General features: G+C 54.2%; 20 protein-coding genes, 1 other RNA gene and 1 pseudogene. 9 read left to right on the forward strand and 13 right to left on the reverse strand.

Annotated features, from left to right (window positions below):
* Positions 1–38 precede the first annotated feature (38 nt).
* From RHH27_RS02065 to RHH27_RS13365, 7 genes and pseudogenes are all read right to left on the reverse strand, one after another.
* The gene (locus RHH27_RS02065; RefSeq protein WP_206200858.1) at positions 39–734 is read right to left on the reverse strand and encodes a DevA family ABC transporter ATP-binding protein; all 696 of its coding nucleotides are present in this window, start codon (positions 732–734) and stop codon (positions 39–41) included.
* A 9-nt stretch (positions 735–743) separates the two neighbouring features.
* On the reverse strand, positions 744–1,898 hold the full coding sequence (devC, locus tag RHH27_RS02070; protein WP_206200859.1) for an ABC transporter permease DevC: 1,155 nt from the start codon (positions 1,896–1,898) through the stop codon (positions 744–746).
* Positions 1,899–1,907: 9 nt separating this feature from the next.
* On the reverse strand, positions 1,908–3,071 hold the full coding sequence (locus RHH27_RS02075; protein ID WP_206200860.1) for an ABC exporter membrane fusion protein: 1,164 nt from the start codon (positions 3,069–3,071) through the stop codon (positions 1,908–1,910).
* 91 nt (positions 3,072–3,162) lie between these two features.
* Entirely contained in the window at positions 3,163–3,762 is a 600-nt protein-coding gene (locus RHH27_RS02080) for a pseudouridine synthase (RefSeq protein ID WP_302678716.1), read from the reverse strand.
* 10 nt (positions 3,763–3,772) lie between these two features.
* Positions 3,773–3,959, reverse strand: a non-coding RNA gene (ssrS, locus tag RHH27_RS02085) — 6S RNA.
* Positions 3,960–3,996: 37 nt separating this feature from the next.
* Positions 3,997–7,308: a helix-turn-helix domain-containing protein gene (locus RHH27_RS13360; protein WP_399373358.1), complete on the reverse strand. Its 3,312-nt coding sequence runs from the start codon at positions 7,306–7,308 to the stop codon at positions 3,997–3,999.
* 60 nt (positions 7,309–7,368) lie between these two features.
* Positions 7,369–8,487 (reverse strand): annotated as a pseudogene (locus RHH27_RS13365) (ATP-binding protein); the annotation flags it as partial.
* 126 nt (positions 8,488–8,613) lie between these two features.
* Here RHH27_RS13365 and miaA point away from each other — a divergent pair.
* Positions 8,614–9,516, forward strand: coding sequence for a tRNA (adenosine(37)-N6)-dimethylallyltransferase MiaA (gene miaA, locus RHH27_RS02095; RefSeq protein ID WP_302677184.1), 903 nt, complete (start codon positions 8,614–8,616; stop codon positions 9,514–9,516).
* Here miaA and RHH27_RS02100 read toward each other — a convergent pair.
* Both RHH27_RS02100 and RHH27_RS02105 read right to left on the reverse strand, forming a co-directional pair.
* Positions 9,495–10,238, reverse strand: a complete 744-nt coding sequence (locus RHH27_RS02100; protein ID WP_206200864.1) for a type 1 glutamine amidotransferase — start codon at positions 10,236–10,238, stop codon at positions 9,495–9,497. The genes miaA and RHH27_RS02100 overlap by 22 nt on opposite strands.
* A 6-nt stretch (positions 10,239–10,244) precedes the next feature.
* A complete protein-coding gene (locus tag RHH27_RS02105) occupies positions 10,245–11,840 on the reverse strand; it encodes a DUF6930 domain-containing protein (RefSeq protein WP_302678718.1) in 1,596 nt (531 codons plus the stop codon).
* A gap of 42 nt (positions 11,841–11,882) precedes the next feature.
* On the opposite strand from RHH27_RS02105, the gene RHH27_RS02110 reads away from it, so the two are divergent.
* The 5 genes from RHH27_RS02110 (at position 11,883) to RHH27_RS02130 (ending at position 16,996) form a co-directional block, all read left to right on the forward strand.
* Positions 11,883–12,314, forward strand: a complete 432-nt coding sequence (locus RHH27_RS02110; protein ID WP_302678719.1) for a resolvase — start codon at positions 11,883–11,885, stop codon at positions 12,312–12,314.
* Positions 12,315–12,352: 38 nt separating this feature from the next.
* Entirely contained in the window at positions 12,353–14,389 is a 2,037-nt protein-coding gene (locus RHH27_RS02115) for a ribonuclease catalytic domain-containing protein (protein ID WP_302678720.1), read from the forward strand.
* A 5-nt stretch (positions 14,390–14,394) separates the two neighbouring features.
* Positions 14,395–14,778 carry a YkgJ family cysteine cluster protein gene (locus RHH27_RS02120; protein ID WP_302678721.1) on the forward strand — a complete coding sequence of 128 codons (384 nt, stop codon included), beginning with the start codon at positions 14,395–14,397 and terminating at the stop codon, positions 14,776–14,778.
* A 67-nt stretch (positions 14,779–14,845) separates the two neighbouring features.
* Positions 14,846–15,199, forward strand: coding sequence for a hypothetical protein (locus RHH27_RS02125; protein ID WP_206200869.1), 354 nt, complete (start codon positions 14,846–14,848; stop codon positions 15,197–15,199).
* Positions 15,200–15,226: 27 nt separating this feature from the next.
* Positions 15,227–16,996: an ABC transporter ATP-binding protein gene (locus RHH27_RS02130; RefSeq protein ID WP_302678723.1), complete on the forward strand. Its 1,770-nt coding sequence runs from the start codon at positions 15,227–15,229 to the stop codon at positions 16,994–16,996.
* Positions 16,997–17,109: 113 nt separating this feature from the next.
* On the opposite strand, the gene RHH27_RS02135 is transcribed toward RHH27_RS02130, so the two are convergent.
* The gene (locus tag RHH27_RS02135; RefSeq protein WP_206200871.1) at positions 17,110–17,253 is read right to left on the reverse strand and encodes a hypothetical protein; all 144 of its coding nucleotides are present in this window, start codon (positions 17,251–17,253) and stop codon (positions 17,110–17,112) included.
* A gap of 149 nt (positions 17,254–17,402) precedes the next feature.
* On the opposite strand from RHH27_RS02135, the gene RHH27_RS02140 reads away from it, so the two are divergent.
* Positions 17,403–18,152 (forward strand): pseudouridine synthase, encoded by a 750-nt coding sequence (locus tag RHH27_RS02140; protein WP_302677193.1) that lies wholly within the window; start codon positions 17,403–17,405, stop codon positions 18,150–18,152.
* Here the strand turns inward: RHH27_RS02140 and RHH27_RS02145 are convergent.
* Entirely contained in the window at positions 18,122–20,458 is a 2,337-nt protein-coding gene (locus tag RHH27_RS02145; RefSeq protein ID WP_206200873.1) for a heavy metal translocating P-type ATPase, read from the reverse strand. The genes RHH27_RS02140 and RHH27_RS02145 overlap by 31 nt on opposite strands.
* 226 nt (positions 20,459–20,684) lie before the next feature.
* Here RHH27_RS02145 and eno point away from each other — a divergent pair, with 226 nt between their 5' ends.
* The gene (gene eno / locus RHH27_RS02150) at positions 20,685–21,965 is read left to right on the forward strand and encodes a phosphopyruvate hydratase (RefSeq protein ID WP_206200874.1); all 1,281 of its coding nucleotides are present in this window, start codon (positions 20,685–20,687) and stop codon (positions 21,963–21,965) included.
* Positions 21,966–21,968: 3 nt separating this feature from the next.
* Positions 21,969–22,763, forward strand: a complete 795-nt coding sequence (gene rsmA / locus RHH27_RS02155; protein ID WP_315862908.1) for a 16S rRNA (adenine(1518)-N(6)/adenine(1519)-N(6))-dimethyltransferase RsmA — start codon at positions 21,969–21,971, stop codon at positions 22,761–22,763.
* Here rsmA and RHH27_RS02160 read toward each other — a convergent pair.
* The gene (locus tag RHH27_RS02160) at positions 22,740–23,528 is read right to left on the reverse strand and encodes an E3 ubiquitin ligase family protein (protein WP_302678725.1); all 789 of its coding nucleotides are present in this window, start codon (positions 23,526–23,528) and stop codon (positions 22,740–22,742) included. The two genes, rsmA and RHH27_RS02160, sit on opposite strands and share 24 nt — an antisense overlap.
* 60 nt (positions 23,529–23,588) lie before the next feature.
* Positions 23,589–24,599 (reverse strand): biotin synthase BioB, encoded by a 1,011-nt coding sequence (gene bioB, locus RHH27_RS02165; RefSeq protein WP_206200876.1) that lies wholly within the window; start codon positions 24,597–24,599, stop codon positions 23,589–23,591.
* Position 24,600: the final 1 nt, after the last annotated feature.

Genomic DNA, 24,600 nt, shown 5'->3' on the forward strand with positions numbered 1-24,600 from the left:
CAGCGGATTTGCCCTGCACTGCTTGCCTCTATTCTAGGCTAGGCGGAAAGGCCAATTGTGGTTTCTGAGAGGCGGCCATCTTCCATGTGAATAATGCGATCGGCGACATCAAGAATACGGTTATCGTGGGTCACAATTAAAATGGTGCAGCCCTGTTCGCGGGCAAGGGTACGCATAATTTCCACCACATCGCGACCGGATTTTTTATCGAGGGCAGCCGTCGGTTCATCGGCAAGGACAATTTTGGGATGTCCCACGAGAGCGCGGGCAATCGCCACCCGTTGCTTTTGCCCCCCCGAAAGTTCATGGGGATAGTAGTCAAGGCGCTCTCCAAGGCCAACGGCACAGAGCATGGCTTCCACCCGCTCTCGAACTTCCTGTGGACTGAGGTGGGGTTGCAAATCCAGCGCCATTTGCACATTTTGGCGAGCCGTCAAGGCATGGAGCAGATTGTGTCCTTGGAAGATGTAGCCCGTTTGCCGCCGAATTTGAATCTGCTGCTCTTTTGTGGCATTGCGTAGCTCCTGACCCAGAACCCGCAGACTGCCCTCTTGTGCCGATCGCAAGGCACCGATCAGGGTTAACAGTGTGGTTTTCCCTGACCCCGAAGGCCCCGTCATGATCACAATTTCACCCGCCTCAATGCGAGCGCAGAGATCAAAGAGAATTTGCTTGCGCAGTTGCCCCTGACCAAAGTAGTGATTGAGGCCTTGAATGTGGATCACTGGCTCCATAACACTCTCCTAGAAAATATCGGCAGGATCAGCCGCTTGGATCCGCCGCATGGCGATCGCCCCCGAAAGGGTACACATCAGCACTGTGAGGGTAAAGACCAAACTGGCGCGCTCTACGGTCATCCACACTGGCAGTGACGTGGCTCTGGCAATCAGGATGTAGAGTAAAAATGACACGATAAAGCCTGGAACATAGCCGATACAGGAGAGAATCAAAGACTCCTGCATGACCACGCCATAGAAGAAGATATCGCGGTAGCCCATGGCCTTGAGGGTGGCATACTCCGCCAAGTGATCCGTGACATCGGTGTAGAGAATTTGATAGACAATCACCGAGCCAACGATAAATCCCATCAGGGCACCAAGGGAGAAAATAAAGCCAATGGAGGTACTCTTTTCCCAATAACTGCGCTCAAACTCAGCAAACTCCTCACGGGTCATCACCAGTACATCATTGCCGAGGGAAGCATTCATCCGCCGTGCCAATGCTTTCGTATTCACCCCCGGCTGCACCCGTACTAAACCCACATCGATTAGCCCCGGATGACGTTCGGGGAAAAGGCGCAAAAAGTTCAAATCACTCGTGAGCAAATTACCATCGGCACCAAAGTTGGCTCCCATGCGAAACAAGCCTGCCACGGTGATTTTGCGGCCAGAGACTTCGGTCGTGACCTCTTCCCCCTGGCGGTATAGCTCAGGAATCGGGCCAAACTCAGCGCGGGATTGGGCATCAAAAAGAACATGGTCCGCTAGCTTAATCGCATCTTGCCAGTGGGGGGTATCGGATACGGCAATGGACACCGCCAGCGGATCGACGCCAATCACCATCAGTTGGCGAGTACTTTTGTTAATGGGATTGCGCCAGAGACCAAAACTCAGGTAGAGGGGAGAAACCGACTCGACCCCTTCAAAGCCCGCTGCTTGGTAGAGTCGCCGCCGCGGGAAGCTGCGCATGGCAATCAGCGCCGTGGATTGGGGACTAATGAGGACAATATCGGTGTTTAAGCTCTCGTGGAAGCGCACTGCCGCCTTAAAGAGGGCATCGCGAAAGCCAAACTGCATCAGCATCAGCACCACTGCAAAGGCAATGCCCGCGATCGCCACCAAGAGCCGAATGCGCTCTCGAATCAGTTGTAGCCAAGCTAAGGGAATTGCAAAAATCATCCTTGAACCTCAGCGCGGATCAATGGCAATTTCCACTTGCATATTTGTTAAACCCGCCACCGGCTCACTGTTGTCAAGGCGAATTTTCACTTCCACAACCCGCGCATCGGTTTTTGCGGCTGGATCCGTATCAGTCACGTCATTCTTGGCCACCACCAAACCCACTTGCGCCACGCGGCCGGTAATGGGGGCCTTCAAGGCACGACTGCGAATTTCCGCGGGCTGACCCACCCGCACACGAGGAACATCGGTTTCATAGACTTCAGCAACGGCATACATTTGATCGGTGTTGCCCAGTTCGAGAATCCCGCGTTCGTTGATGGTTTCGCCGGCTCTGGTGTGAATCCGCAGCACCCGACCATTGCGGGGGGCGCGAATAATGGTGCGCTCAAGGCGGGCTTCTGCCAGTTGCAGATTGCGCTCTGCTGAGAGGAGCTGCACTTGGGTTTGTACCCGTCCCAGATTGGCTTGGGCGGCTTCGATCTGAGCAGTGGCGGTGGCAAGTTCCGTACGCCGTTCCTCCTGTAGGCGAACAAGGTTGGCTTGGGCGTTGCGTAATTCTTCCTGTAAGCTCCGAACGCGAACTGTGCGATCGTCGAGATCCTGTTGCGACACTGCCCCATTGGCAAAAAGTTGGGCAAAACGCTGGTACTCGCGGTTGGCGGTCTCTAATTCCGCTTGAATGCGTTGAATCGTGGCCTGCTGGGCTTGAATGGCGGCAATGGCCGGTTCATTGGCGCGATCGCGCCGCCGCTCGGCTTCGGCAATTTGAGCAAGGGCGAGGCGGGTTTCGGCCTCATAGCGTAAGCGGGCTTCCTGCAACTGACTGACCGCCAAATCGCGTTCGGCTTTGCGCTCCGGATAGGTATCTAAATAGGCAAGGGGTTGACCGGCGACCACGCGATCGCCCTCGCGCACTAACAACTGTCCTAGCCGTTCGGTCATTGAGGGAGCACTGACGGCCACAACTTCCCCTTCGGGTTCCAATCGACCCAAGGCGGTAATGCGATCGCTCATGGGATTAGCAAGGGCTGCCTGAATTGTCTGTTCTTCATTGACCCGTTGACGTTGCTGCCAATAGTTCAAACTGAATGCCAAGCTGCCTAATCCGATGGCGATCGCCCCCCCGATCAGCCATGGACGACCAACTTTGCTGAGAAACGGCTGTCCCATGGGACGACCTCGTGAATGCAGTGCAGTCAAAAATAACAAGTGTTACCTCATCTTAATATAGACGCCCTCGGTTATTAAGGAATGCTAAGTGCTAAGCAAGTCGAGGCGGTCGCCGACCACAGGCTTGCCAAAGGGCTTGCCGTTCTTGGGGCAGAACCTCGCGCCATTCTCCGGGGGCAAGGCCACTCAATTGCAGATTGGCGATCGCCACGCGTACCAAGCGCAGCGTGGGTAACCCTACCGCAGCCGTCATGCGGCGGACTTGGCGATTGCGACCTTCCCGCAACGTTAGACTTAGCCAGTGGGTAGGAATAGAACGACGATAACGAATGGGTGGTTCCCTAGGGGGTAAAGGGGGTTCCTGTGCCAGTACCTGGACAACCGCAGGTCGCGTGCGACAGCCTTGGATGACAACGCCTTCGGCCAACTGCGTCAGAGCTGCGGGGTTGGGTTCACCTTCTACCTGTACCCAGTAGGTACGCGGATGGCCATAGCGCGGATCCGTCAAGCGGTGCTGCAACCAACCATCGTTGGTGAGAAGAACCAGCCCCTCGCTGTCATAGTCCAATCGCCCTGCGGGATAAACATCGGGAATGGGAACATAATCCTTGAGGGTCGATCGCCCCTCTTGATCTTGAAACTGACAAAGCACTCGATAGGGCTTATACAGGAGAATGTAGCGATGGTTCATGGTTAGGAAAAGTCTAACCGCGACGCCGTTTTACCTCAGTTTATGACCTAGTAAAGCCTAGGGGGGAATGCTAACCGTAGACTTAGAAGTTTCTGGCTCAATGGCCAGTCTACTGCCGCCCACAGTGTTGATTCCCAAATGTTTTGCAATTGTAGATCACAAAACAATATTGGCAGTCACCAACGTCGCAGCCAAACTAGAGCTACTATAGCACATCTACTCTGGGGGCTGGCTTTAGATATCGAGGTTTTCTAGGGCCAACTGTGGGCCATAGGTCTCGATAAATTCGCGACGAGGTGCCACGCGATCGCCCATGAGGATGGTGAAAATGCGATCGGCCTCAGCAGCATCTTCAATTTCCACCCGTTTGAGAATGCGCGTCTCTGGGTTCATCGTCGTTTCCCACAACTGCTGCGGCATCATTTCCCCGAGACCCTTAAAGCGCTGGATCGTGTAGTTGGCATTTTCCGGGAAGGCGGCAATCTGCTGCTGCAGCTCGCGATCGCTATAGCAATAGAAGTGCTGTCGCCCGCGTTCGACCTTATACAGGGGTGGGCAGGCAATATAGACAAAGCCTTGGTTAATCAATTCCTGCTGATAGCGATAGAAAAAGGTCAGCAACAAGGTGCGAATGTGGGAACCATCCACATCAGCGTCTGTATTGTGGGCACACAACCCACCGACACCACAAATAAAGTTTTCATCCCCCTCCACTGAGAAGTCATAGACATACTCACCCACGGGTGGAATTTCCGCAACTTGCGTCACCTCTAGTGCCATTAAGTCTTCACTAATAGGGGTAAAAGCCAGTGGCTTGTGGTGGGGCAAAGCCAGATAGGCCTTCAGGGATTCACTGTGGGGATGACGCTGCCAAATGGGCAGCGCCGCTTCCAGTTGGGGCTTGCCGCTCAGGGTGAGGCAATGCACTTCATGGCGGGTTGGTACCCGTGAATTGGCAACGGCTTCTGGTTTTAGCGTTGTCCAGCTTGCTACCCAGCCCAACTGACCAAACAGGTAGAGGAGGCCATCTTTGAGGGTAGGAGAAGTGGTGGTCATAGAGATGTGGCTGCGGGCGATCGCCCCATCGCCGAGGAAATACCCCTCCAAAAAGGCCAATTGTAGCTCTAGTGGCACCCGCCACACCAAGGAGGGCAGGCACTTCTCGTGGGCTTTGCCCCCCACCCCCAAGGCTTTGAGTAAGCAGGCTGCCAAGACACTGTGGAAGTAGAGTTTTTGTCCTTGACTTTCAGGGTCAGCATCGCAGTGAGGAGACTCGCCAAAGAGGGTTTCAATGATACGGCAGAGTTCAGGGATAAAGGGCTGGTCTTTTCGCCCCAAGCTGAGGCTAACTTGATGTTGACTCAGGCTTCCCTCGGCTACATACCAGCCTAAAAACCACAATAACTCCCGATTGACCTCTAAATATCGGCCAAAAGCTTTGTCATGGTGGGCATGGGGCACGAGTTGCACCTCCCCAGTGAGGCACTCTAGTTCCGCAAGGGTAAAGCTATCGAGGGGCTGATAACCGCTGATTTGGCGGTAGGGGGCATTTTTGCTGTCGTCACTTTGATGCTGCATCCTCTCAAGCCGCGACGGTAACGTTTGGTATTGGAGTGGCTGATGCCACTGAATGGCCTCTAGATAATTGAGGAAGTGCTTCAGTGTGGGCGTGGTTTGACCCCGTTCCCATTGGGAAATAGTGATGGCCTGTTTGACCCCGACTTGGGCAGCAACGGCCTGTTGACTTAGCCCTTGGACTTGACGCGCTTGCCGTAGGGGTTCCCACAGCTGGGGATCATAGGCAACACGCGGTTCTTGCCCCTCCGAGGAGCACTCAACCCGTGCTAGCAGTTGTTGGCCACACAGGGCTTTGACACCTTCCCCCTTGAGATACAGCCCCTCCGTGAGACCCGCTTGGTAAAACAAGTGCAGCAAATCAATGCGCTCAACAATTGGGGGACGCGGTAAACGACGACTGCCAACGAGGCGATCGCCCACTTGAATCTCATTTCCTTTTTTCAACTTGATCTGACCGTCTTCATAAACATAGACACTGTGGGAGGCCGTCACCTTAATGGAGCGATGGTAGCGGGTTTGAATTGCATACATTGGCTCTTCATGGGAATGGCGAATCACTGCCTTCAGGGGTTGAAAGCGAGTCTGACCCGTCTTGGGATCAAAGGACATCACCTGATAGTGCTCAGCAATCCGTTGCCCCTCAATGCACTGATCAATAAACTCGCCAATTTTGACCAATTCCACATGGCCGTAGGCATTCATAACAAGGGTGGGTTCATCCCCGGCCACACTCATAATAATGATGCGGTGATAGCGCAACTTGGCAGGATCAAACTCCTCTCCCTTCACGCCCAGACCAAGGGCAGTAATTAAGGACTGCACCTCATTGTTCTTGTAGATTTTGGCATCATCCGTTTTTTCAATGTTGAGAATCTTGCCCCGCAGCGGCAAAATTGCTTGGAAGCGGCGATCGCGCCCTTGTTTGGCACTGTTGTGAACAAAAACGCCACTGGCCAGCGCAAAGTTATGGGTTCCCGGCACTTCTAAATCGTAAACATCAATCTTTTCACCCATAACCTCAATTGAGACAATGCGATGGTTATAGTTTTTGATTGCTTCTAAGGCACGATTTGAATCGCCATCAAAGTACCGATTACAGAAAGTTTCAAAGTGTAGGAGCGACTTATCACGTATTTGGCAACGATATTCGCGATAAGACTCTAAATCAATATTACCTTGTTCTAACTCAATTTTCTTTAGGGCTTTAATTGTCTTGTCAAAGTAGGTCTTTGATAGTGCTTCTTTCCGCTTCTGACGGCACTTCTCCTTAACTTCAGGATGATCTAAGGTTTTATCAATGTGCTGGCGATGAAGTTCAAGATGTGCATCAGCAGACAGACGAATCAGATTCGTGGGATTATTGTTTCGCTTGTTGAAGTCAACATGATGACAATGCTCACCACTTTCTAAGGCGTATTTTTCTTGCCAGCGGTTATACCAATCTGCAAGCATGTGGGTAAACAGCCAAGAATTTGATCGAGGATCCCAAACCCTTTCGTAGCCATCGATCGTAATTCCCGAATCAGCGCTGCTAGATGCTTTTCGATAAAGTGGCATTAGGGAATCATCGGGAGTTAACGCCTGTGCCTCTTTATACTCACCATTGCGGAGCATGAAACGGTGATCGGGGGTGCAGGTAATCACCTCGCCGTTGTCAAGGGTGAGCTTAATGACTTCAGCATTTGTTTTAGTTTTGCGGACGTTGACCAGTCGCTCAATACCAATCGTGCCATCGTGGCGAACTGTGTAGCCAAAATGCTCCTTGCCTGCCGCTTGTTCTGCCATTAACTCCACAAAACTGAGGCAACGGCCATCGGCGAGAGCCACCTTTGTATCACCAGCAAAGCAGCCACCCGCAGAATCACCTTCGACAATGAAAATTTCCGAGACAGCGGGATCCCGTGAACTGCAATCCGCCAATTTCCCCGGCAGCGTTGAAGACTCCAGCACCGACTTGCGCCGTACCATTTCCCGTGCCCGCCGCGCCGCTTCAGCCGCATTAAAGGCTTGGATGGCTTTTTCCAAGATCGTGTCGGTGACGGTCGGATGAAAGTCAAGGTATTCCGTTAGGGCTTCGCCCACAATGGCATCCACAATGCCGCGTACTTCGGTATTGCCGAGTTTGGTTTTTGTCTGCCCTTCAAATTCAGGGTTGGGCACCTTTACTGAAATAATGGCGGTGAGGCCTTCACGAATGTTTTCCCCCGCCAAATTGGCGTCCCCCTCCTTGAGTTTATTGCGCTTGCGGCCAAGGGCATTGAGGGTTCGCGTCAGGACTGCCTTTAGCCCCTCCATGTGGGTACCGCCATCAATGGTGCGGATATTATTGGCAAAGCCTAGCAGGTTTTCACTGTAGGCATCGGCACACCACTGTAGGGCTGCTTCCACCTGCACATCGTTTTTTTCCCCCTGAATGTAGATGATCTCTGGGTGAAGGGGTTCCTTTTCCTGCACCATGTAGCGAACATATTCACGGATACCGCCTTCATAGCAGTAGGTTTCACTCAAGGGGGGCGTAACGCGCAAATCCTTGAAATCAATACGAATGCCGGCATTGAGATAGGCCAGTTCCCGCAGCCGTGTCATCAGCACCTTGGCGTCAAATTCAATCGTTTCTGTGAAAATCTGGCGATCAGGAAAGAAGGTCACTGAGGTACCCCGCCGTTCCTCACTATCGGGGGTCTTTTCGAGGGGAGTAATGGGAACCCCCCGTTCATAGCGCTGATGATGGACAAAACCATTGCGCCACACCGTCACTTCTAACCATTCCGAGAGGGCGTTGACCACAGAGACACCCACACCGTGCAACCCCCCTGAGACTTTGTAGCCACCATCGCCAAACTTGCCCCCGGCGTGGAGCACCGTCATCACCGTCTCAACCCCAGAGACGCCGGTATCGGGGTGAATATCCGTTGGAATCCCGCGCCCATTGTCGGTGACCGTGACGGAGCCATCAGCATTGATCTGAACTAGAATGGTGGAACAGTATCCCGCTAAGGCTTCATCAACGGAGTTGTCCACGACTTCATAAACCAAGTGGTGGAGTCCCTTGGGGCCAGTGCTGCCGATGTACATCCCCGGTCGTGTCCGCACGGGTTCAAGGCCTTTGAGTACCCGCAACTGGGCAGAGGAATACTCGGCGGTCATGGCAACTCCCTAACTGCTATAGAATCGAGGCAAATGCGTCTTCACTTGCCTAAATGTCAAATCTGACCTAAATTTTAGCACATAAGGGTTATAGGCGATTCTAGGAAATTTTCAGGCTGTATTTGAGTGGGGGATGCAGGGCTAATTGTTATTGGGGGGGCAACGGCCACCGGCAAAACGGCACTGGCGATCGCCCTCGCGCAGCAATTGAATAGCGTGATTTTGAGTGCCGACTCCCGCCAAGTCTATCGCGGCTTTGATATTGGCACCGCCAAGCCCACCCCCGCCCAGCAACAGCAGGTGCCTCACCACCTCATTGATATATGTGACCCCCGCGATACTTTGACCCTAGCGATTTACCAAGCCAAAGCCCAAGCCCTCATTGCCCACTACCACGCCCAAGGAATCACACCCCTCTTGGTGGGGGGGACAGGATTGTACATCCGCAGTATTACCCAAGGGCTAACAATGCCCCAAGTCCCACCGCAACCACATCTACGGGCACAGTTGATGGCGCTGGGTCAGCAGGAATGCTATCAATGGCTTCAGCAGGTGGATCCTGTGGCGGCGCAACGCATCCATGCCCACGATCACGTGCGTACCCTGCGGGCTTTGGAAGTCTATTACGTAACGGGGGTACCCCTCAGCCAGCAGCAGCGGCGCGAACCGCCTCCCTACCCGATTTGGTACTTTGCCCTGCCAGGGGGCGATCGCCAACAGCAGCGGGCACGGATTGAAGAACGCACCCAGCAAATGCTGGCCATGGGATGGCTCGATGAAATTCGGCAACTGCAAGCGCAGTACGGTGATGAACTGCCCCTATTAGATACACTGGGCTATCGCGAGATGCGCCAATATCTGCGGGGAGAACTCACCCTTGAGGCGGCGATTGCCCTCACGGTACAGCACACCCAACAATTTGCCAAACGGCAGCGGACGTGGTTTCGGGCAGAACCCGGCATCCATTGGCTGCAAGCCACCACCCTAGAGGAGCAACTAGCAGAGATTCAAGCACAACTGGGAATATAGCCCAGCACCACCTCAACAAAGCGGCGGATCAACTGATTGGCGTAGGGGGTAGGACGGGCTGTTTGCTTGAGTTTTTCCAGTTCGGCAGTGCCCAATTGATAGCGATCGCAATAACGGCTAATGCGGGCAATCAGGTCGCGATCGTCCACCTCGGGATGAAACTGAAAGCCATAAAAGGGCTTGCCCTCCAAGCGAAAGGCATGGTAGGGACACAACTCACTGTAGGCCAGTAAGGTCGCTCCCGCTGGCAGGGTCAAGGCGCGTTCCTGATGTCCGGAAATGGCCAAAAAGGGATTGGGAAAGCCAGCAAACAATGGATCCGCAACCCCTGCTGGGGTGAGATACAAAGGGTAGGTGCCCATTTCCATGGCCTCGCGATCCACAATCACTTGCCCTCCCAAGGCCTGCACTGCCAATTGAAAGCCAAAGCAGGAGGCCAACACGGGGATCTCCTGCTCAATACAGGCCAAAATTAAGTCCATTGCCGGCGGTACAAAGCGATAGATCTCTGGCTTGAGCACTGTGGCATCACTGGAGCCACCGATAAAAAGGGCATCAAAGCCTTGAATACAGTCGGGGGTAAAGTCAGCACACTCAAAGCCATTGAGCACTGTAAATTGCTCGGCGGCCAAACCGCTCAAGCGGATAAATTCTGCCAATTCCTCCTGCTGCGTAGTGCGATCGCCCCGTGCCTGAAGCAGTAGAATCCGTAGGGACTTCACCGTTCTCTAGCGTTTAGAAATCTCAATGGGCTGAGGGGTCGGTGGACGTTGGGTGTCCACGAAACTAAAAACCAGAGACGTTTCAAAAAGTCCCACGATTTGCTTGAGGGTTGGCTGCATCCGCGTTTTGCCCGTCATGCCATAGGCCACAGCAAGGCCACAGGCGCCCTCAAGGTCATTGACCTCCTTGATCCAATCGAGGAGCAGCGAACCACTTTCGGGGTCAAAGGTATCCAAAAGCCAAAGATGGTTGGCATTGGTTTGGGCAAGGAGCATGACTATTTGCTCGGGACCTGAGAGGGGAAAGACCGTTAGATGGTGAATGCCGCCCTCCTCAGCAATTTTGGCGGCGAGCGTCTCCGCTGCGGCTTTTTTGGTTTGAATCGTCAACACGGGATAGCCCTCAAACGCCTCGGGAATCTCCCCCCGTTGATGGTAAGAGACGGCTGCTTGTAATTCCTGTAGCTCTTTCGGCGGAAACAACTTAAAGAGGATATAGGCTTCCCCCGGAATTGCTTCCGTATCAATGGGAATCTGGTGCTGTGATTCGCTCTCCTCAGGGTCACCATTGATTTCTGCCATCATCTCTGGCACTGTTGCCACGTGCACCTGATAACTAAGGGCAGAATGGCGGGGTGAAGGAATCTTGAACCTCAGGTCTAGTTCAGGGCACTCCTCCTTCTCAAACTGTTTCTTGGTCTTTTTCCAGAATTTGATCAGAGCCTCGATTGCCACATAGACCATTTCCGCTTCTTCAGGGGCGTAAAAGGGTCGCATTCCCTCCAAAGGATGGATGACACCCGGTTCAATGGTGTAAAGATGCCCCTTGAGGACAAAAGAGAGATCATTGCCTAAATCCCCTTCGTCAACCTCGGAAAAATTCAAGAAGAGACAATCGTTGCGCAGAACCGTTTCCTCTAAGCGCTCATCATCGTCTTCGTCAATGTAGGGATATTCTTGATCAATCTGCTGCCAAAAGTTGCGTAGTGCCTCCTCCCCGCGGTAGAGCATTAGACCAAAGTCACGGTTTGCCCCTTGGGGGTTCACCAGTACCGCAAAGAGGGTGGGAGAGTCCCAAGCGTCGCAGTGGAGTTTAAGGGGGGTAAGACTGTCTAGGCGCCGCCAGATGTCCAGTTGAGCAAATTCCCTGATTTTCTGTTTGTACAGAGAAACATATTCAGGGGGGAGCACCTCGATATCTTCATCATCACTGGTGAGTTCCGCCGCAATGAATTCAAAAAATTCAGCCAGCAGGGGAATGTGGGCTTGATACTCCACCTGAATATCGAGGGGAGCCACCACACCGCGCAGAAAAAATTGCAACTCGCGGTCATCAACGATGATGGTGTGGGGACGGCAGGGCTGAGCTTGGGGATGGCGGGGATATTCGATCGCCTGCACCAACAGCCGCATCAGTTGCTCTGGGGTGGGTGGAAACTGACCCACCTCCATGCTGCGTACCCCCTGATCCTTGGGATCGAGCCAAGCCGCACAAAAGACCTCGTCGTTCTCGCTGTCCAGCCTGCGGCCGCCACCGACCCAAATGGCGGCAACTTGCGGTACATTCAACAGACGACGGATGGTCGCAGCGGGTAGGCTCACAGAGCGATCGCTCCCAATTCGATAACCTTTCCACTCTAGCAAATGACGCAAATGGGTCGCACTAAGTATTTATTGGGGTTTGATCCAGGGCGGGACAAGTGTGGGTTAGCCCTTGCCCTTGGTCAAGAAGTGGTGCGCTATGAAGTGGTGGCCAGCGATCGCGCGATCGCCCGTGTCCAAGAGTGGCATCAAGCCTATCCATTTGAACAGGTGATTATGGGCAATCAAACCACCTCCCGCCAGTGGCAGCAACAATTGCAAGCGGCTTTGGCTGTAGAAATTATTCCAGTGGATGAGCGCAATAGTACCCTAGATGCCCGCGATCGCTATTGGCAACTTTTTCCGCCCCAGGGTTGGCAGCGGCTGATTCCCAAGGGGTTGCGCCTGCCCCCCCGACCCATTGATGATATTGTCGCCATTGTGCTGTTAGAACGCTACTGTGGTTATCCCCTGCTGCTCAGTCAGAGGCAATAAACTTTATAATTGTCAGGTTATGGTACAGCACGGCAGCCGTGGAGAAAGGCACCCTCATTGAATTTCGGGTCAATAACCAGCGTCGCTTAGCGGTGATCGATCGCCCCGAAGGTAAAAAGCATTGGATTGCCATTGATCAGCATTTACAAGCCCACACCATTCATCCGCGCCAACTGACCTTTACGGTGCCCGAGGAGCGGTTTCGTCCCCAAGAGATTCCCACATTTTGGCAGCAGGTGCAGCCGCTCTTGGATGCCGACAGTCTAGAAGTGGCTTGGGAAATTATCCGCGAGGAAAACCGCCCCATTACGCCAGCGGATCTAGCGGAGCTGCTTTTTTCGGAGCGATCGGCGGTGGCCTGCTATGCGGCCTACTATCTCCTGAGTGAGGATCGTTTCTACTTCAAGCTCAAGGGGGAAACCTACGAGCCTCGACCGGCTGCCCAAGTGGCAGAACTCAAACATCAAAGCGAGCGGGAAGCCCAACGCTTGGCGGAGGAAGTTAGCTTCCGTGAACATTTGACCCAAGCCCTGAAGGGGGAAACTGTGGCGTGGTCTGCCAGCGATCGCAAACGCCTTGAGCAGTTAGAACGTTATGCTATAGCCATTGAACCCAGTGGCCAACACCAAGCAGCCATTGACCTCCTCAGTGAATTGCAGCGTCCCACCCAACCCTTGGGCGCTTTCCAACTGTTGGTGGATCTCGGCCTCTGGTCAGAGCACGAAAATCTGTTCCTGCGCCGGAGTCAAATTGACGTTGAATTCTCTGCCAAGGTACTTGCTGTGGCCCATGAACGCCTCACCTCACCCCCTACAGATATTGACGCTCCCCTGCGCCGCGATCTCACCCATCTCAAGGTCTATACCATCGACGACGAAAGCACCCAAGAAATTGACGATGGCCTCAGCCTCGAAGTCGTGGGCGATCGCCAAAAGCTGTGGATTCACATTGCCGATCCCACCCGCTGGGTGATGGTGGATGATGTCTTGGATCAGGAGGCTCGCCGCCGCGCCACAACGGTCTATCTACCGACGGGGATGATTCCCATGTTTCCCACGGAGTTGGCCACAGGACCGATGAGCTTGGTCGCGGGACAAACCTGTTGTGCGCTGAGTTTTGGCATTCTTTTAGCCGACAACGGCGAAGTGCTGGAGTACGAAATTTGCCCCAGTTGGATTCGCCCCACCTATCGCCTGAGCTATGACGATGTGGACATGATTTTGGAGCAGGGGGTGACTGGGGAAGCGGATCTGCTGGCGATCGCCCAATGGGGACAGCGGCGTAGTGAGTGGCGACAACAACGGGGAGCGATTCGCATTAATATCCCTGAACCCAACATTAAAGTGGCTGGTGAAGAGGTGGAAATCTCGCCCCTCCATGACTCCCCCGCCCGCCAACTGGTGGCAGAAATGATGATTCTTGCCGGTGAAGTAGCCGCCCATTTTGGCGCCCGTGAGGGCATCCCTCTGCCCTTTCGCAGTCAATCACCGCCAGAACTGCCCCCAGAGGAGGAATTGTTGCAACTGCCCGCTGGAATGGTGCGGGACTGTGCCATTCGTCGCTGTATGCCCCGCAGTGAAATGAGTACCCAACCCAATCCCCACGCCAGTCTGGGTCTTGATGCCTACTGCCAAGTGACCTCCCCGATTCGTCGCTACACGGATCTGCTGGCACACCGTCAGATTAAAGCCCACCTGCGGGGAGAAAGGCCGCCCCTGACACCAGAACAACTCAATGAAATTTTATTGGGACTGATGTCTTCGGTTCAGGAGTCCGCTTTGGTGGAGCGGCAGACCAATCGTTATTGGTGCCTAGAGTACTTGCGGCGGCATCGCGAAGAGGTGTGGCGGGGCATTGTGCTGCGTTGGTTGCGTCCGGAAGAGGGACTGGGGCTAGTACTGCTGGAGGATTTGGGGCTAGAACTGGCCATGCGCTTTCAACGGCAGGCAAAGTTGGGAGAATCGGTACTGGTGCGGGTGAGTCGGGTTGATCCGCGAGGCGATCAAATTTGGCTGGAGGAAGTGCCCCCAGATGCACTGACCTCAACAGAAACGGTCGCTTTATCTTCAACATGATCCCGATGAGAAAATGGCAATGCATGCAGGGGTGTGGCGCCTGTTGTTACCTTGAGTTGCGCGATCGCTCAGAAGTGCCCACCATTCTCAATGCAGAGGAATTTGCCCTCTACCAATCCCTCATTGGTGCCGATGGCTGGTGTATTCACTTTGACCCCCTCAGCCGCCGCTGCCGCATCTACGAGAATCGCCCCCGCTTTTGCCGCGTCACGCCAGAAGTCTTTGAGGATTTGTATGGGATTACGCCTGAGGAGCTAGACGAGTTTGCCATTCAGTGCTGCTGCGAACACATTCACGATCGCTACGGTGAGCGGAGTTTTGAACTGCTGCGCTATGAATATCTGGTGGGTCAGGGCGTAGATCCCCCGCAGGGGGAGGAGGCTCCCTAGGGCTGTCCTTTGTGAACGGACACCTATAATGACAGCAAATGACAACAGTTGTGTGCAGCCAGAGCCTATGGATGACTATCGGATGCGGGTGAACTTGGTCGAAGGCTCGGTGAGTTTTCGCTTCTCTCGGACAGCCGCAGAGGCCCTACGGCAAGAGATTCAGACTTTAATGGAACGCATGCGGGCGATCGCCCATGCCAAAGCCAGCGGTACTCCCCTGTCTCCCCAAGCGGCCATGGAATATCAGCACGTGGGCGAGGTCTTCCTCGAAGTGTTTTGTAATCCCAATATCTGGCCCAATCCCTATGCCGCCAAGGTTCTATTGACCGTGCGAGATGATCGCATGCGCCTGACGACAGAGGCAGAGCTAAATCGTCTCGTGGAAGACCTCAACCAGTTTCTCGAAAGCGCTCCCCCCTAGGGGGACAACATCTGTTAGGTTGAGGATATGGTTACTCTTCCTAAGGCTGGCCGCTCTGGCCGTTTTCGTCGCCTCTTGGCCTATTTGCGTCCTCACCAAACAAAAATTTGGGGGGGGATTGTTGCGCTTTTTATCGTCAACCTTTTGGGCACCTATTTGCCGCTGCTGATTGGTACTGCGGTTGATGAATTGCAGGCTAAGTTTGACTTGCAGCGGGTGGTGTTCTATGCCCTGCTGCTGATTGGCCTAGCCTCCCTGATGTGGCTGATTCGCATGGCCTCGCGCCTGTGGATCTTTGGGGCTGGGCGATTGGTGGAATTTGACCTCAAGCAACGGCTCTTTGAACATCTGCTGCGTTTAGAACCCAGTTACTTTGCGGAGAATACCCCCGGGGATCTCATTAGCCGTGCCACCAGTGATGTGGATAATATTCGCCGTCTGGTGGGTTTTGCCCTTTTGAGTGCGGCGAACACCGTGTTTGCCTACGGTATGACCCTGCCCGTGATGCTGGCAATTCATCCGGGGTTGAGCTTGGGGGCGATCGCCGTTTATCCAGCGGTTCTTTTTATTGTCCAAACCTTTAGCGATCGCCTGCGGGCAGAGCAGCTCGATGTGCAACAAAGCCTCGCGGAACTCAGCGATCTCATTCAAGAGGACATGAGTGGCATTGCCCTGATTAAAATCTATAGCCAAGAAGCCAATGAACAACGCCAATTTGACCAGTTAAATCAAGACTTACTCCGCAATAACTTGGTCTTGGCTAAAACTCGCAACATTCTCTTTCCCCTCTTGGGGGGGATGGTCAGCTTTAGTTTGCTGATTTTGCTGTGGTTTGGCAGCCGCATGATTGCAGCCAACACAATTCAGGTGGGGGATTTTATTGCCCTACTGCTGTACATTGAGCGGCTGATTTTCCCGACGGCACTCTTGGGCTTTACGATTACCACCTACCAACGGGGGGAAGTGAGCATTGACCGGATTGAAGCCATCTTGAGCGTGGAACCCCGCATTACCGATGCCCCAGATGCCATTGCTTTACCCCGCGATCGCGTTCAGGGACACCTGCGTTGTCAGAATCTAACTTTTACATATCCCAATCGCCGCACCCCTGCCCTCAATCAACTTAGTTTTGAAATTCAAGCAGGGGAAATGGTGGCGATCGTTGGCCCCATTGGCTGCGGCAAATCCACACTGGCCAGTGCCCTGCCTCGACTCTTGGAGATTGCCCCGAATCAGATTTTTCTGGATGGCATCGACATTACGCAGCTGCGCCTTGCTGATCTGCGGGGGGCGATCGCCTACGTGCCCCAAGAAAGCTTTCTCTTTAGCACTACAATCAAAAACAACATTCGCTACGGCGAACCCGATGCCACGGAGCTAAAGGTGATTGCCGCCGCCAGCCAAGCCCAAATTCACAATGAGATCCTCAACTTTCCTAAGCAGTACGACACCCTTGTGGGCGAGCGGGGCATTACCCTCTCTGGGGGACAGCGTCAACGAACCGCCTTAGCCCGTGCCCTACTGGTGGATGCGCCGATTTTAGTCCTCGATGATGCCTTGGCCAGTGTTGATAACCAAACGGCTAGCCAAATTTTGCAAGTGCTGCGGGAACAACGGCGCACACGCACGGTGCTCTTTATTTCCCATCAATTGTCGGCAGCGGCAACCTGCGATCGCATTCTGGTCATGGATCAAGGGCGCATTGTTCAACAGGGTACCCATGATGAACTGGTGGCAGCAGGGGGGTTATATCAATCCCTTTGGCAGCAGTATCAGTTAGAAAGCTCCCTTGGATAACTGGATCGCCTGCTGGAGAATGCCAATTTCCCATTAGAAGGGGGCAACCCTGACGGCTACCCCTAGCTTCAGTATCATTAAGAATAGACAATATCGCTAAAAGCTAAAAGGAACTACTGCCCTGGTGTTTGCGGACTGGGGGACTCGGTTGGCGTTTGGTTATCGGTACCACCGCCGCCACCACCACAGGCAACCAGCGTTGTCGAAAAGCCCACTAAAATTAACCCTAAGGCGGCGAGTTTGTAAAGAAATTTCATAGAACTCCTCACGGCAGATAATTAGGCAAGGATTGGACAGTTCTTTTCTACCAATTCTGCTCGGGGATTGGCAACTCTGTGGCAACGATTGGTCTATAGAGATTTCCCTCAAAAGTGCCACCACATCCTAGAAAGCAACTATACCCCCTATGACAACTGAGCGATTACAAAAAGTCCTTGCCCATTGGGGAGTGGCCTCGCGACGCCATGCAGAAATACTCATCCGCAGTGGTCAGGTCTTCGTGAATGGTCAGCGGGCAAAATTGGGGGACAAAGTGGATCCCACGCGCGATCGCATTGAATACAAAGGACAACCCCTGAACCCACCCCGCCCACCCCAACGGCTCTACCTGCTGCTCCATAAGCCCAAGGGGGTTCTCTGTACCTGTCACGATCCCCAAGGGCGCACCACCGTTTTGGATCTTTTGCCGCCTAGGTATCAGCAGGTGGCCGGTCTTCATCCTGTGGGTCGCTTAGATGCCGACTCTAGCGGTGCCCTGCTGCTCACCAATGATGGGGCGTTTACCTACTATCTCAGTCATCCCCGCCATCACATCCCCAAAACCTACCGCGTTTGGGTGCAGGGACAGCCTACGGAAGGGGTCTTGCAACACTGGCGAGAGGGCGTTCCCTTGGACGGGGTGATGACACTACCCGCAGCCGTTAAGCTCCTGCGCACCGAGGGCGATCGCTCCCTCTTGGAAATCATCCTGCACGAAGGTCGCAACCGCCAGATTCGCCGTGTGGCCGATCAGCTGGGTTATCCTGTTGTTGCCTTGCAACGGATCGCGATCGGCCCAGTTCACCTCGGCAATCTTCGCCCCAGAGCCGTTCGCCCCCTCAGCCGCCGTGAATTGGCCGCCCTTGCTTATCCAGCCAACCGCGAAGGCTCAGCCTGAGAGCCAGTCATTTTGGGTGGAATATGCTGCACCGGATGATCGGGATGGGTGGCTTCCCATTCGGCAAGAAATTCCTGTGTGTCTTTGACGGGCGGTAAGGGCAACGAGCCACCGGGACCCGCCAAGGGGCGCAATCCATTCAACTCCGCTAAGATGGCTGTGCCGTTGTTAATAACCACCGCCAAAATCGGGTCAAGGGCAAAGAAGACCCCCGACAGCAGCGCACCAATATTAGGAATGGCCACGATCGCTGTATTTTGCCAGACAATTTCCATCGCCTGCTTGGCAATCCGAATCGCAAGGGTCAATCCCCGCAAGTCATCCTCCATGAGCACCACATCGGCGGTTTCACGGGCAATATCGGTTGCCCCGGCAAAGGAAATAGAGACATCGGCATAGGCAAGAGCGGCAGAGTCATTGATACCATCGCCACAGAAAGCCACGACTTTACCGCTGTCATGGAGGGCACGCACCACCTCCACTTTCTTTTCCGGGAAGGCTTCGGCGTAGATATGCTCAGGGGCAATGCCTAAGTCTTTGGCCACCGCACGGGCAACGCGGCCAATGTCACCCGTCAGCATATGGGGAGTAATGCCTGCCCCCTTGAGTTCACGGATGACTTCAGGACTTTCATTGCGGATTGGGTCACTGTAGAGAATCACCCCAATCAAACGCCCATCCCCGGCCACATAGACAATTGACGCCCGCCCAGAATCGAGATCGGGGAAACGTTCATTGAGATCAATCAGGCAAATGTTTTCCTGCTCCATCATGCGGCGGCTGCCCACCCGCAGATCCACACCCCGCACTTTTGTGGCCACACCGAGGCCAACGCGGTATTCCCAGTCTTCACAGTCAAAGAGGGGCTGATGGGTTTCGCGAGCATGGCGGACAATGGCTTCAGCCACAGGGTGGGTGAGTCCCTGCTCGGCACTAGCGGCCATACTGAGAATGTCATCGGCACTGAAGCGCGGATCCATGACTTTAATATCCGTCACGCCAGCATGACCTTGGGTCAGGGTGCCCGTTTTATCAAAGACAATCGTGTCAATTTGCGCCAGTTTTTCAATCGCCCGGCCACTGCGAATGAGAACGCCATGTTGGGCTGCATAGGTGAGCGCCGACAAAATCGTGGTAGGCACCGAGACGCGAATCCCTGTACCGAGGTCAAGGGTCAGCAGGGCGATCGCCCGATTGAGATCCCCTGAGAGTAAGCCAACACCTGTGCCAATGGCCAAGGTTGGAATGACGGCTTGGTTGGCCACCATGGCAGCATAGTTTTCAATGCGCGTGTCATGCACCGGTGCCGACTGCATTAAGTTCACAATCACACCTGCACGGGTATTGTTGCCTACTCGCTCCGCTAAGATCACCAGTTGCCCCTCGACCAGCAGCGTTGACGCAAAAACCTCCATTCCCTCGCTGCGCGTTACCGGCACCGATTCACCCGTGAGTTTGCACTGATCAATGAGACCTGTACCCCGCAGGATGATGCCGTCAACGGGAATTTGATCCCCTGGATAGACAACCACGCGATCGCCCTCGACAAGGTCTTTCACTTCAACTTCAACCTCAACCCCGTCCCGTTCCACAAAGGCGGTTTTGCCGAGGCAATCCAGCAAATCAAGGTTGGCGCGCTCCGATCCCCGTGCCGTGAGGTCGCGGATCACTTCCCCCCCCTCAATCAGACCCAGCATAAAGGAGGGGGCAAAATAGTGCCCTTGCATGGTGTGGAGGGAAATTGCCAAGCCATCGAGGAAGTCAATCGTTAACTGTTTCTCCTCTTGAATCGCTTCCCATGCTCGCCGAAACACCGGCATTGCCCCGGCAATCACCACACTGGCAATCACATAGCCGGGAATCGGTACCCCCATCAGGGAGGCCACACTCAACCCCAAGCCCAGAGCCGGTAAGCCCAAGCGTTCCCAATAGTTAATTTCGTGAGCTTCCGCCGCAGGGGTGGCCTTCTCAGTACTTAGGGCGGGAAGATCTGGATTGGCCGCCACTTGAATCGACTCAAAAATTTGCCCTTGAATCGTTGCTAGGGCTTCCCCAAAGAGCTTGGGATTATATTCCACCACCAGGGAGCGGGCAGGGGGGTTAATGCGTGCCGTTGTCACCGCGGGTAAACTGCCCACAATGTAGAGCAGCCGTGCCCCATATTCAGCATCAAAGCCCAAGCGCGGAATGCGAATCCGAAAGCGACCCCTAATCCAATGCACAACTTGATAGTGAACGGTCTCTGTGGTGATAGGGTGGGTGGGTACTTCAGACTGCGGGGAACGACTTCGGGCAATAGTGGTCATAATGGATTCCTACGAATGGTCGGGCAAGTGAAGCTGGCTAAAAGTCTTAGTAATCGTTTTCCCCCAATTGTGGATGATAGACACCAAAATTGAGTCAAATTAAACCAGTCTCAGACAAGAAAGGCAATGCAATACAGGACACTTTATAGCTTAGGTCATCCTTAAGCCATTTCAGTTTTATCGGGCATCTATCGTACAATCTAGCTGCATATTGAGGAACAAGCAGATGATGGATACGGCGATCGCAACGATTCGTGCCCGCGAAATTCTCGACTCGCGGGGGCGCCCCACGGTAGAAGCAGAAGTTGAACTGGATTGTGGCATTGTTGGACTGGCGCAGGTTCCTAGTGGTGCCTCAACGGGGAGTTTTGAAGCCCATGAACTGCGGGACGGCGATCCCAAGCGCTATGGTGGCAAAGGTGTCCTCACAGCGGTGGAAAACATTGAAACCACGATTCTCAGTGCCCTTGTGGATCTCAACGCCCTTGATCAGACAGTGATTGACCAGTGCCTCTTGGAACTGGATGGCAGTGAGAACAAATCCAACCTTGGCGCCAATGCCATTCTTGCGGTTTCCCTTGCCACGGCCAAAGCAGCCGCAGAATATCTCGGTCAACCCCTCTACCGCTATTTGGGGGGGCCTCTGGCCAATGTCCTCCCCGTGCCGATGATGAATGTGATCAACGGGGGTGCCCATGCCGCCAACAACATTGACTTTCAGGAATTCATGATCATGCCCATTGGTGCCCCTAGTTTTCGGGAGGGACTGCGCTGGGGGGCAGAGGTTTTTGCCGCTCTGAGTAAAGTGCTAGCTGATAAGGGGTTACTGACCGGGGTGGGGGATGAAGGGGGCTTTGCGCCTAACCTCGACTCCAACCAAGCGGCCTTGGATATTTTACTTCAGGCGATTGAAACCGCAGGTTACACCCCCGGCACTGACGTTGCCCTTGCCCTCGATGTCGCCGCCAATGAATTTTATGAAGACGGCAAATATGTTTTTGATAATGCCAGCCGCACTGGCTCTGAGTTAATTCGCTACTATGAAGAATTGGTGAGCAACTATCCCATTGTCTCGATTGAGGACGGCTTGCAGGAGGAGGACTGGGATCACTGGGCACTCTTGACCGAAACCCTTGGCAGTCGTATTCAACTCGTGGGGGATGACTTGTTTGTCACCAATCCCAAACGCTTACAACGGGGGATTGACAATGGCGTGGCCAATGCCATCTTGATTAAACTCAATCAGATTGGTTCCTTGACAGAAACGCTGCAAACCATTGATCTGGCGACTCGCAAGGGCTACCGCTCGGTGATTAGCCACCGCTCTGGCGAAACCGAAGATACCACGATTGCGGATTTGGCTGTAGCTACCCGTGCGGGTCAAATTAAAACCGGTTCCCTCTGCCGCAGTGAACGGGTTGCCAAGTACAATCGCCTGTTACGCATTGAAGCGGAACTAGGGGATCAGGCAGTCTATGCGCCCACGGTGGGCTTGGGGCCGCGCTAGGTGATTCGTGCCCGCAAACGGTTTGGCCAGCATTGGCTGCGTAGTGAATCGGTTTTAGCTCAGATCATTGCAGCGGCTGAACTGCACGCGGGCGATCGCATCCTAGAAATTGGTCCCGGTCGGGGTGCCCTCACTCGCCCTCTTCTAGCCAGTGGTGCTGAGGTGGTGGCCGTTGAACTGGATCGGAATCTGTGCAGTAAGTTGCGGCAGCGGTTCAGCGGGGATCGATTTCAGTTGATTGAGGGGGATATTCTCAAGGTTGATTTAGCCCCCTTGAACTGCCACAAAGTGGTGGCCAATATCCCCTACAACATCACAGGGCCGTTACTGGGGCATCTGCTTGGCAGTATTGCCCGACCGCGTCGCCCGGCCTTTGAGCGGTTGATTCTACTGGTGCAAAAAGAAATTGGCGATCGCCTGATGGCCACCCCCGGTAGCAAGGCCTACGGTGCCCTCTCCGTACGGGTGCAATTTCTGGCCACCTGTGAGCCGGTCTGTGCAGTGCCCCCCCGCGCCTTTCAGCCGCCGCCTAAGGTGGATTCTGTGGTGATCTGTCTGCGACCCCACGCGACACTGCCAAGGGTGCGATCGCCCCAATGGTTAGAAACGTTGCTGAAACAGGGGTTTGCCACTCGCCGTAAGATGCTGGCCAATGCCCTCAAGTCCCTTGTCGAACCCGATCAAGTGCGCCAAGCGCTGCTTCAGTTGGGGCGAGATGTCAATAGCCGCGCCGAAGCCCTTAGCTTGGAAGACTGGCTAGCCCTCAGTGAACTCCTACAGCAGCCCCACCAAGATTAACAAAATCCCCAACCCACCACAGGCGGCAGCGCCAATGGTTGAATAGAGTACGGCATTACTGGTGTCTTGACTCAGGCTGTCTTCTGATTTCAGGGAGACAAAGAACTTTTGTCCCTTGACGGTGGGACGTTCAATGCGTAGCGTGCCCGTTTGATCACTGGCGGTGCCCACGACCAACACCTGCCGATCCACTGGCGTGATCCATTCCTGATAGCGATAACCAATGGTATTGCCACTGCCAAAGGTGAGGCTGCCCACGTTTACTTGGAAGCTGCCAAAGCCAAGGCGGGCAGTGTTATTGGCGGGTCGAAATTCATCGAGGACTTGGACTGTTTCCATATCAGCCCCCCGCGGATCCACTTCAATCTCGCCGTAGCGATCGCGCACGCGGAAGGGAATGGTTTGGCTATTGCTGCTAATCGTGTCGGAGCGGCGTTCAGTGCGCCAGCGGGTGCGGCCTTCGCTATCGGTTTCGCGCACCTGTTCTTCATACTCGCGGCTGACACACATGCGGTAATGGACGCAGGGCACCTGCTTTAACTCCGAGATCAGGGGCTGATCGACAACAATCTGACCAGAGACCTTCACATATTCCCGTAGGTTGCCACCGCCAATTTCCTGCGCCACCTGCTGTTGGAGCTGATGGAGATCCGCCGTGGTGGATGGCGTGGCTAGCTTAAGACTACGCAGCTTCAGGCGATAGTGGCGCTGTACAAAAAAGAGGGCAATCGCCGCAATTAGCAAAAGGCCACCAAAAATGCCCATCGGAGACTCCGCAACAGTAGCGCCGCCAATCCCTAGTTTAGCGATGGGTAGCCCATTATGTTATGGGGCGATCGCCCGCCCTTCGGGGTCTTCAAGAACAAAGCCAGCATCGGCAATCATTTGCCAGTCTTGGTGGGGGGCTTGGCCGGGGGTCGTTAGATAATCGCCGACAAAAATGGAGTTGGCAGCATAGAGGCCAAGGGGTTGCAGCGATCGCAGGTGTACTTCACGGCCACCGGCAATGCGAATCTCCTGACGCGGCAATAATAGGCGAAACAGCACCAAGATGCGTAAACAGTGGCGCGGATTGAGGTTGTGCTGTGTCCCAAGGGGTGTCCCCGGAATGGGAATCAGAAAATTCACTGGTACACTGGTCACCTGACGCTGCCGCAGGGAAAGGGCAAGATCAATGACATCGTCATCGGATTCCCCCATACCCAAAATACCGCCAGAGCAAGTTGTAATTCCAGCGGCTTGGATATTGGCCAAGGTCTGGTCGCGATCGCTAAAGGTGTGAGTGGTGCAAATTTCGCCGTGGAAGTTTTCCGAGGTATTTAGGTTGTGATTGACGCGATCAACGCCTGCTGCCGCTAGCCGTGCCGTTTGCTCAGCGGTGAGTAAGCCCAAGCAGGCACAGATTTTCAGGGGATAGCGCTCCTTAACTGCCCGAATAGCAGCAAGTACCTGCTCAAAGACCTTCTCATTGGGCGATCGCCCGGAAATGACCATGCAAAAGGTACCGGCCTTGAGTTGGGCAGCGCGATCGGCCGCAGCAAGAATTTTTTCCTGCGAGAGCAGGGGATACTTTTCAATCTCAGCCGTGGAGATTTTTGATTGTGAGCAGTAGTGGCAATCCTCTGGACAGAGACCACTTTGGGCATTGAGCAGATAGTGCAGCCGTACCCGATTCCCCCAGTAGTGGTAGCGCACCCGATAGGCGGCCGCCAGTTGATTCAGGAGTTCAGTATCCGCGGCTTGTAACACCGCCCGCGCTTGATCGCGGCTGAGGCATTCATCGGCAAGGGCTAAATCGGCAAGGTGCTGCCAATCGGTCGTCAATACTGTGTTCATG

It is taken from the genome of Thermosynechococcus sp. PP555 (assembly GCF_031583225.1).
In the GTDB taxonomy this organism is placed as follows: Bacteria; Cyanobacteriota; Cyanobacteriia; order Thermosynechococcales; family Thermosynechococcaceae; genus Thermosynechococcus.

Bases quoted from the DNA above. Each gene is read 5' to 3' on its own strand.
- devC (WP_206200859.1), bottom strand. From the start codon at position 1,898: ATGATTTTTGCAATTCCCTTAGCTTGGCTACAACTGATTCGAGAGCGC.
- bioB (WP_206200876.1), bottom strand. From the start codon at position 24,599: ATGAACACAGTATTGACGACCGATTGGCAGCACCTTGCCGATTTAGCC.
- RHH27_RS02145 (WP_206200873.1), bottom strand. From the start codon at position 20,458: ATGACCACTATTGCCCGAAGTCGTTCCCCGCAGTCTGAAGTACCCACC.
- RHH27_RS02125 (WP_206200869.1), top strand. From the start codon at position 14,846: ATGGATGACTATCGGATGCGGGTGAACTTGGTCGAAGGCTCGGTGAGT.
- RHH27_RS02120 (WP_302678721.1), top strand. From the start codon at position 14,395: ATGAGAAAATGGCAATGCATGCAGGGGTGTGGCGCCTGTTGTTACCTT.
- RHH27_RS02140 (WP_302677193.1), top strand. From the start codon at position 17,403: ATGACAACTGAGCGATTACAAAAAGTCCTTGCCCATTGGGGAGTGGCC.
- RHH27_RS02080 (WP_302678716.1), bottom strand. From the start codon at position 3,762: ATGAACCATCGCTACATTCTCCTGTATAAGCCCTATCGAGTGCTTTGT.
- RHH27_RS02130 (WP_302678723.1), top strand. From the start codon at position 15,227: ATGGTTACTCTTCCTAAGGCTGGCCGCTCTGGCCGTTTTCGTCGCCTC.
- RHH27_RS13360 (WP_399373358.1), bottom strand. From the start codon at position 7,308: ATGGTACGGCGCAAGTCGGTGCTGGAGTCTTCAACGCTGCCGGGGAAA.
- eno (WP_206200874.1), top strand. From the start codon at position 20,685: ATGATGGATACGGCGATCGCAACGATTCGTGCCCGCGAAATTCTCGAC.
- RHH27_RS02065 (WP_206200858.1), bottom strand. From the start codon at position 734: ATGGAGCCAGTGATCCACATTCAAGGCCTCAATCACTACTTTGGTCAG.
- RHH27_RS02110 (WP_302678719.1), top strand. From the start codon at position 11,883: ATGACGCAAATGGGTCGCACTAAGTATTTATTGGGGTTTGATCCAGGG.
- RHH27_RS02160 (WP_302678725.1), bottom strand. From the start codon at position 23,528: ATGGGCATTTTTGGTGGCCTTTTGCTAATTGCGGCGATTGCCCTCTTT.
- RHH27_RS02075 (WP_206200860.1), bottom strand. From the start codon at position 3,071: ATGGGACAGCCGTTTCTCAGCAAAGTTGGTCGTCCATGGCTGATCGGG.
- RHH27_RS02135 (WP_206200871.1), bottom strand. From the start codon at position 17,253: ATGAAATTTCTTTACAAACTCGCCGCCTTAGGGTTAATTTTAGTGGGC.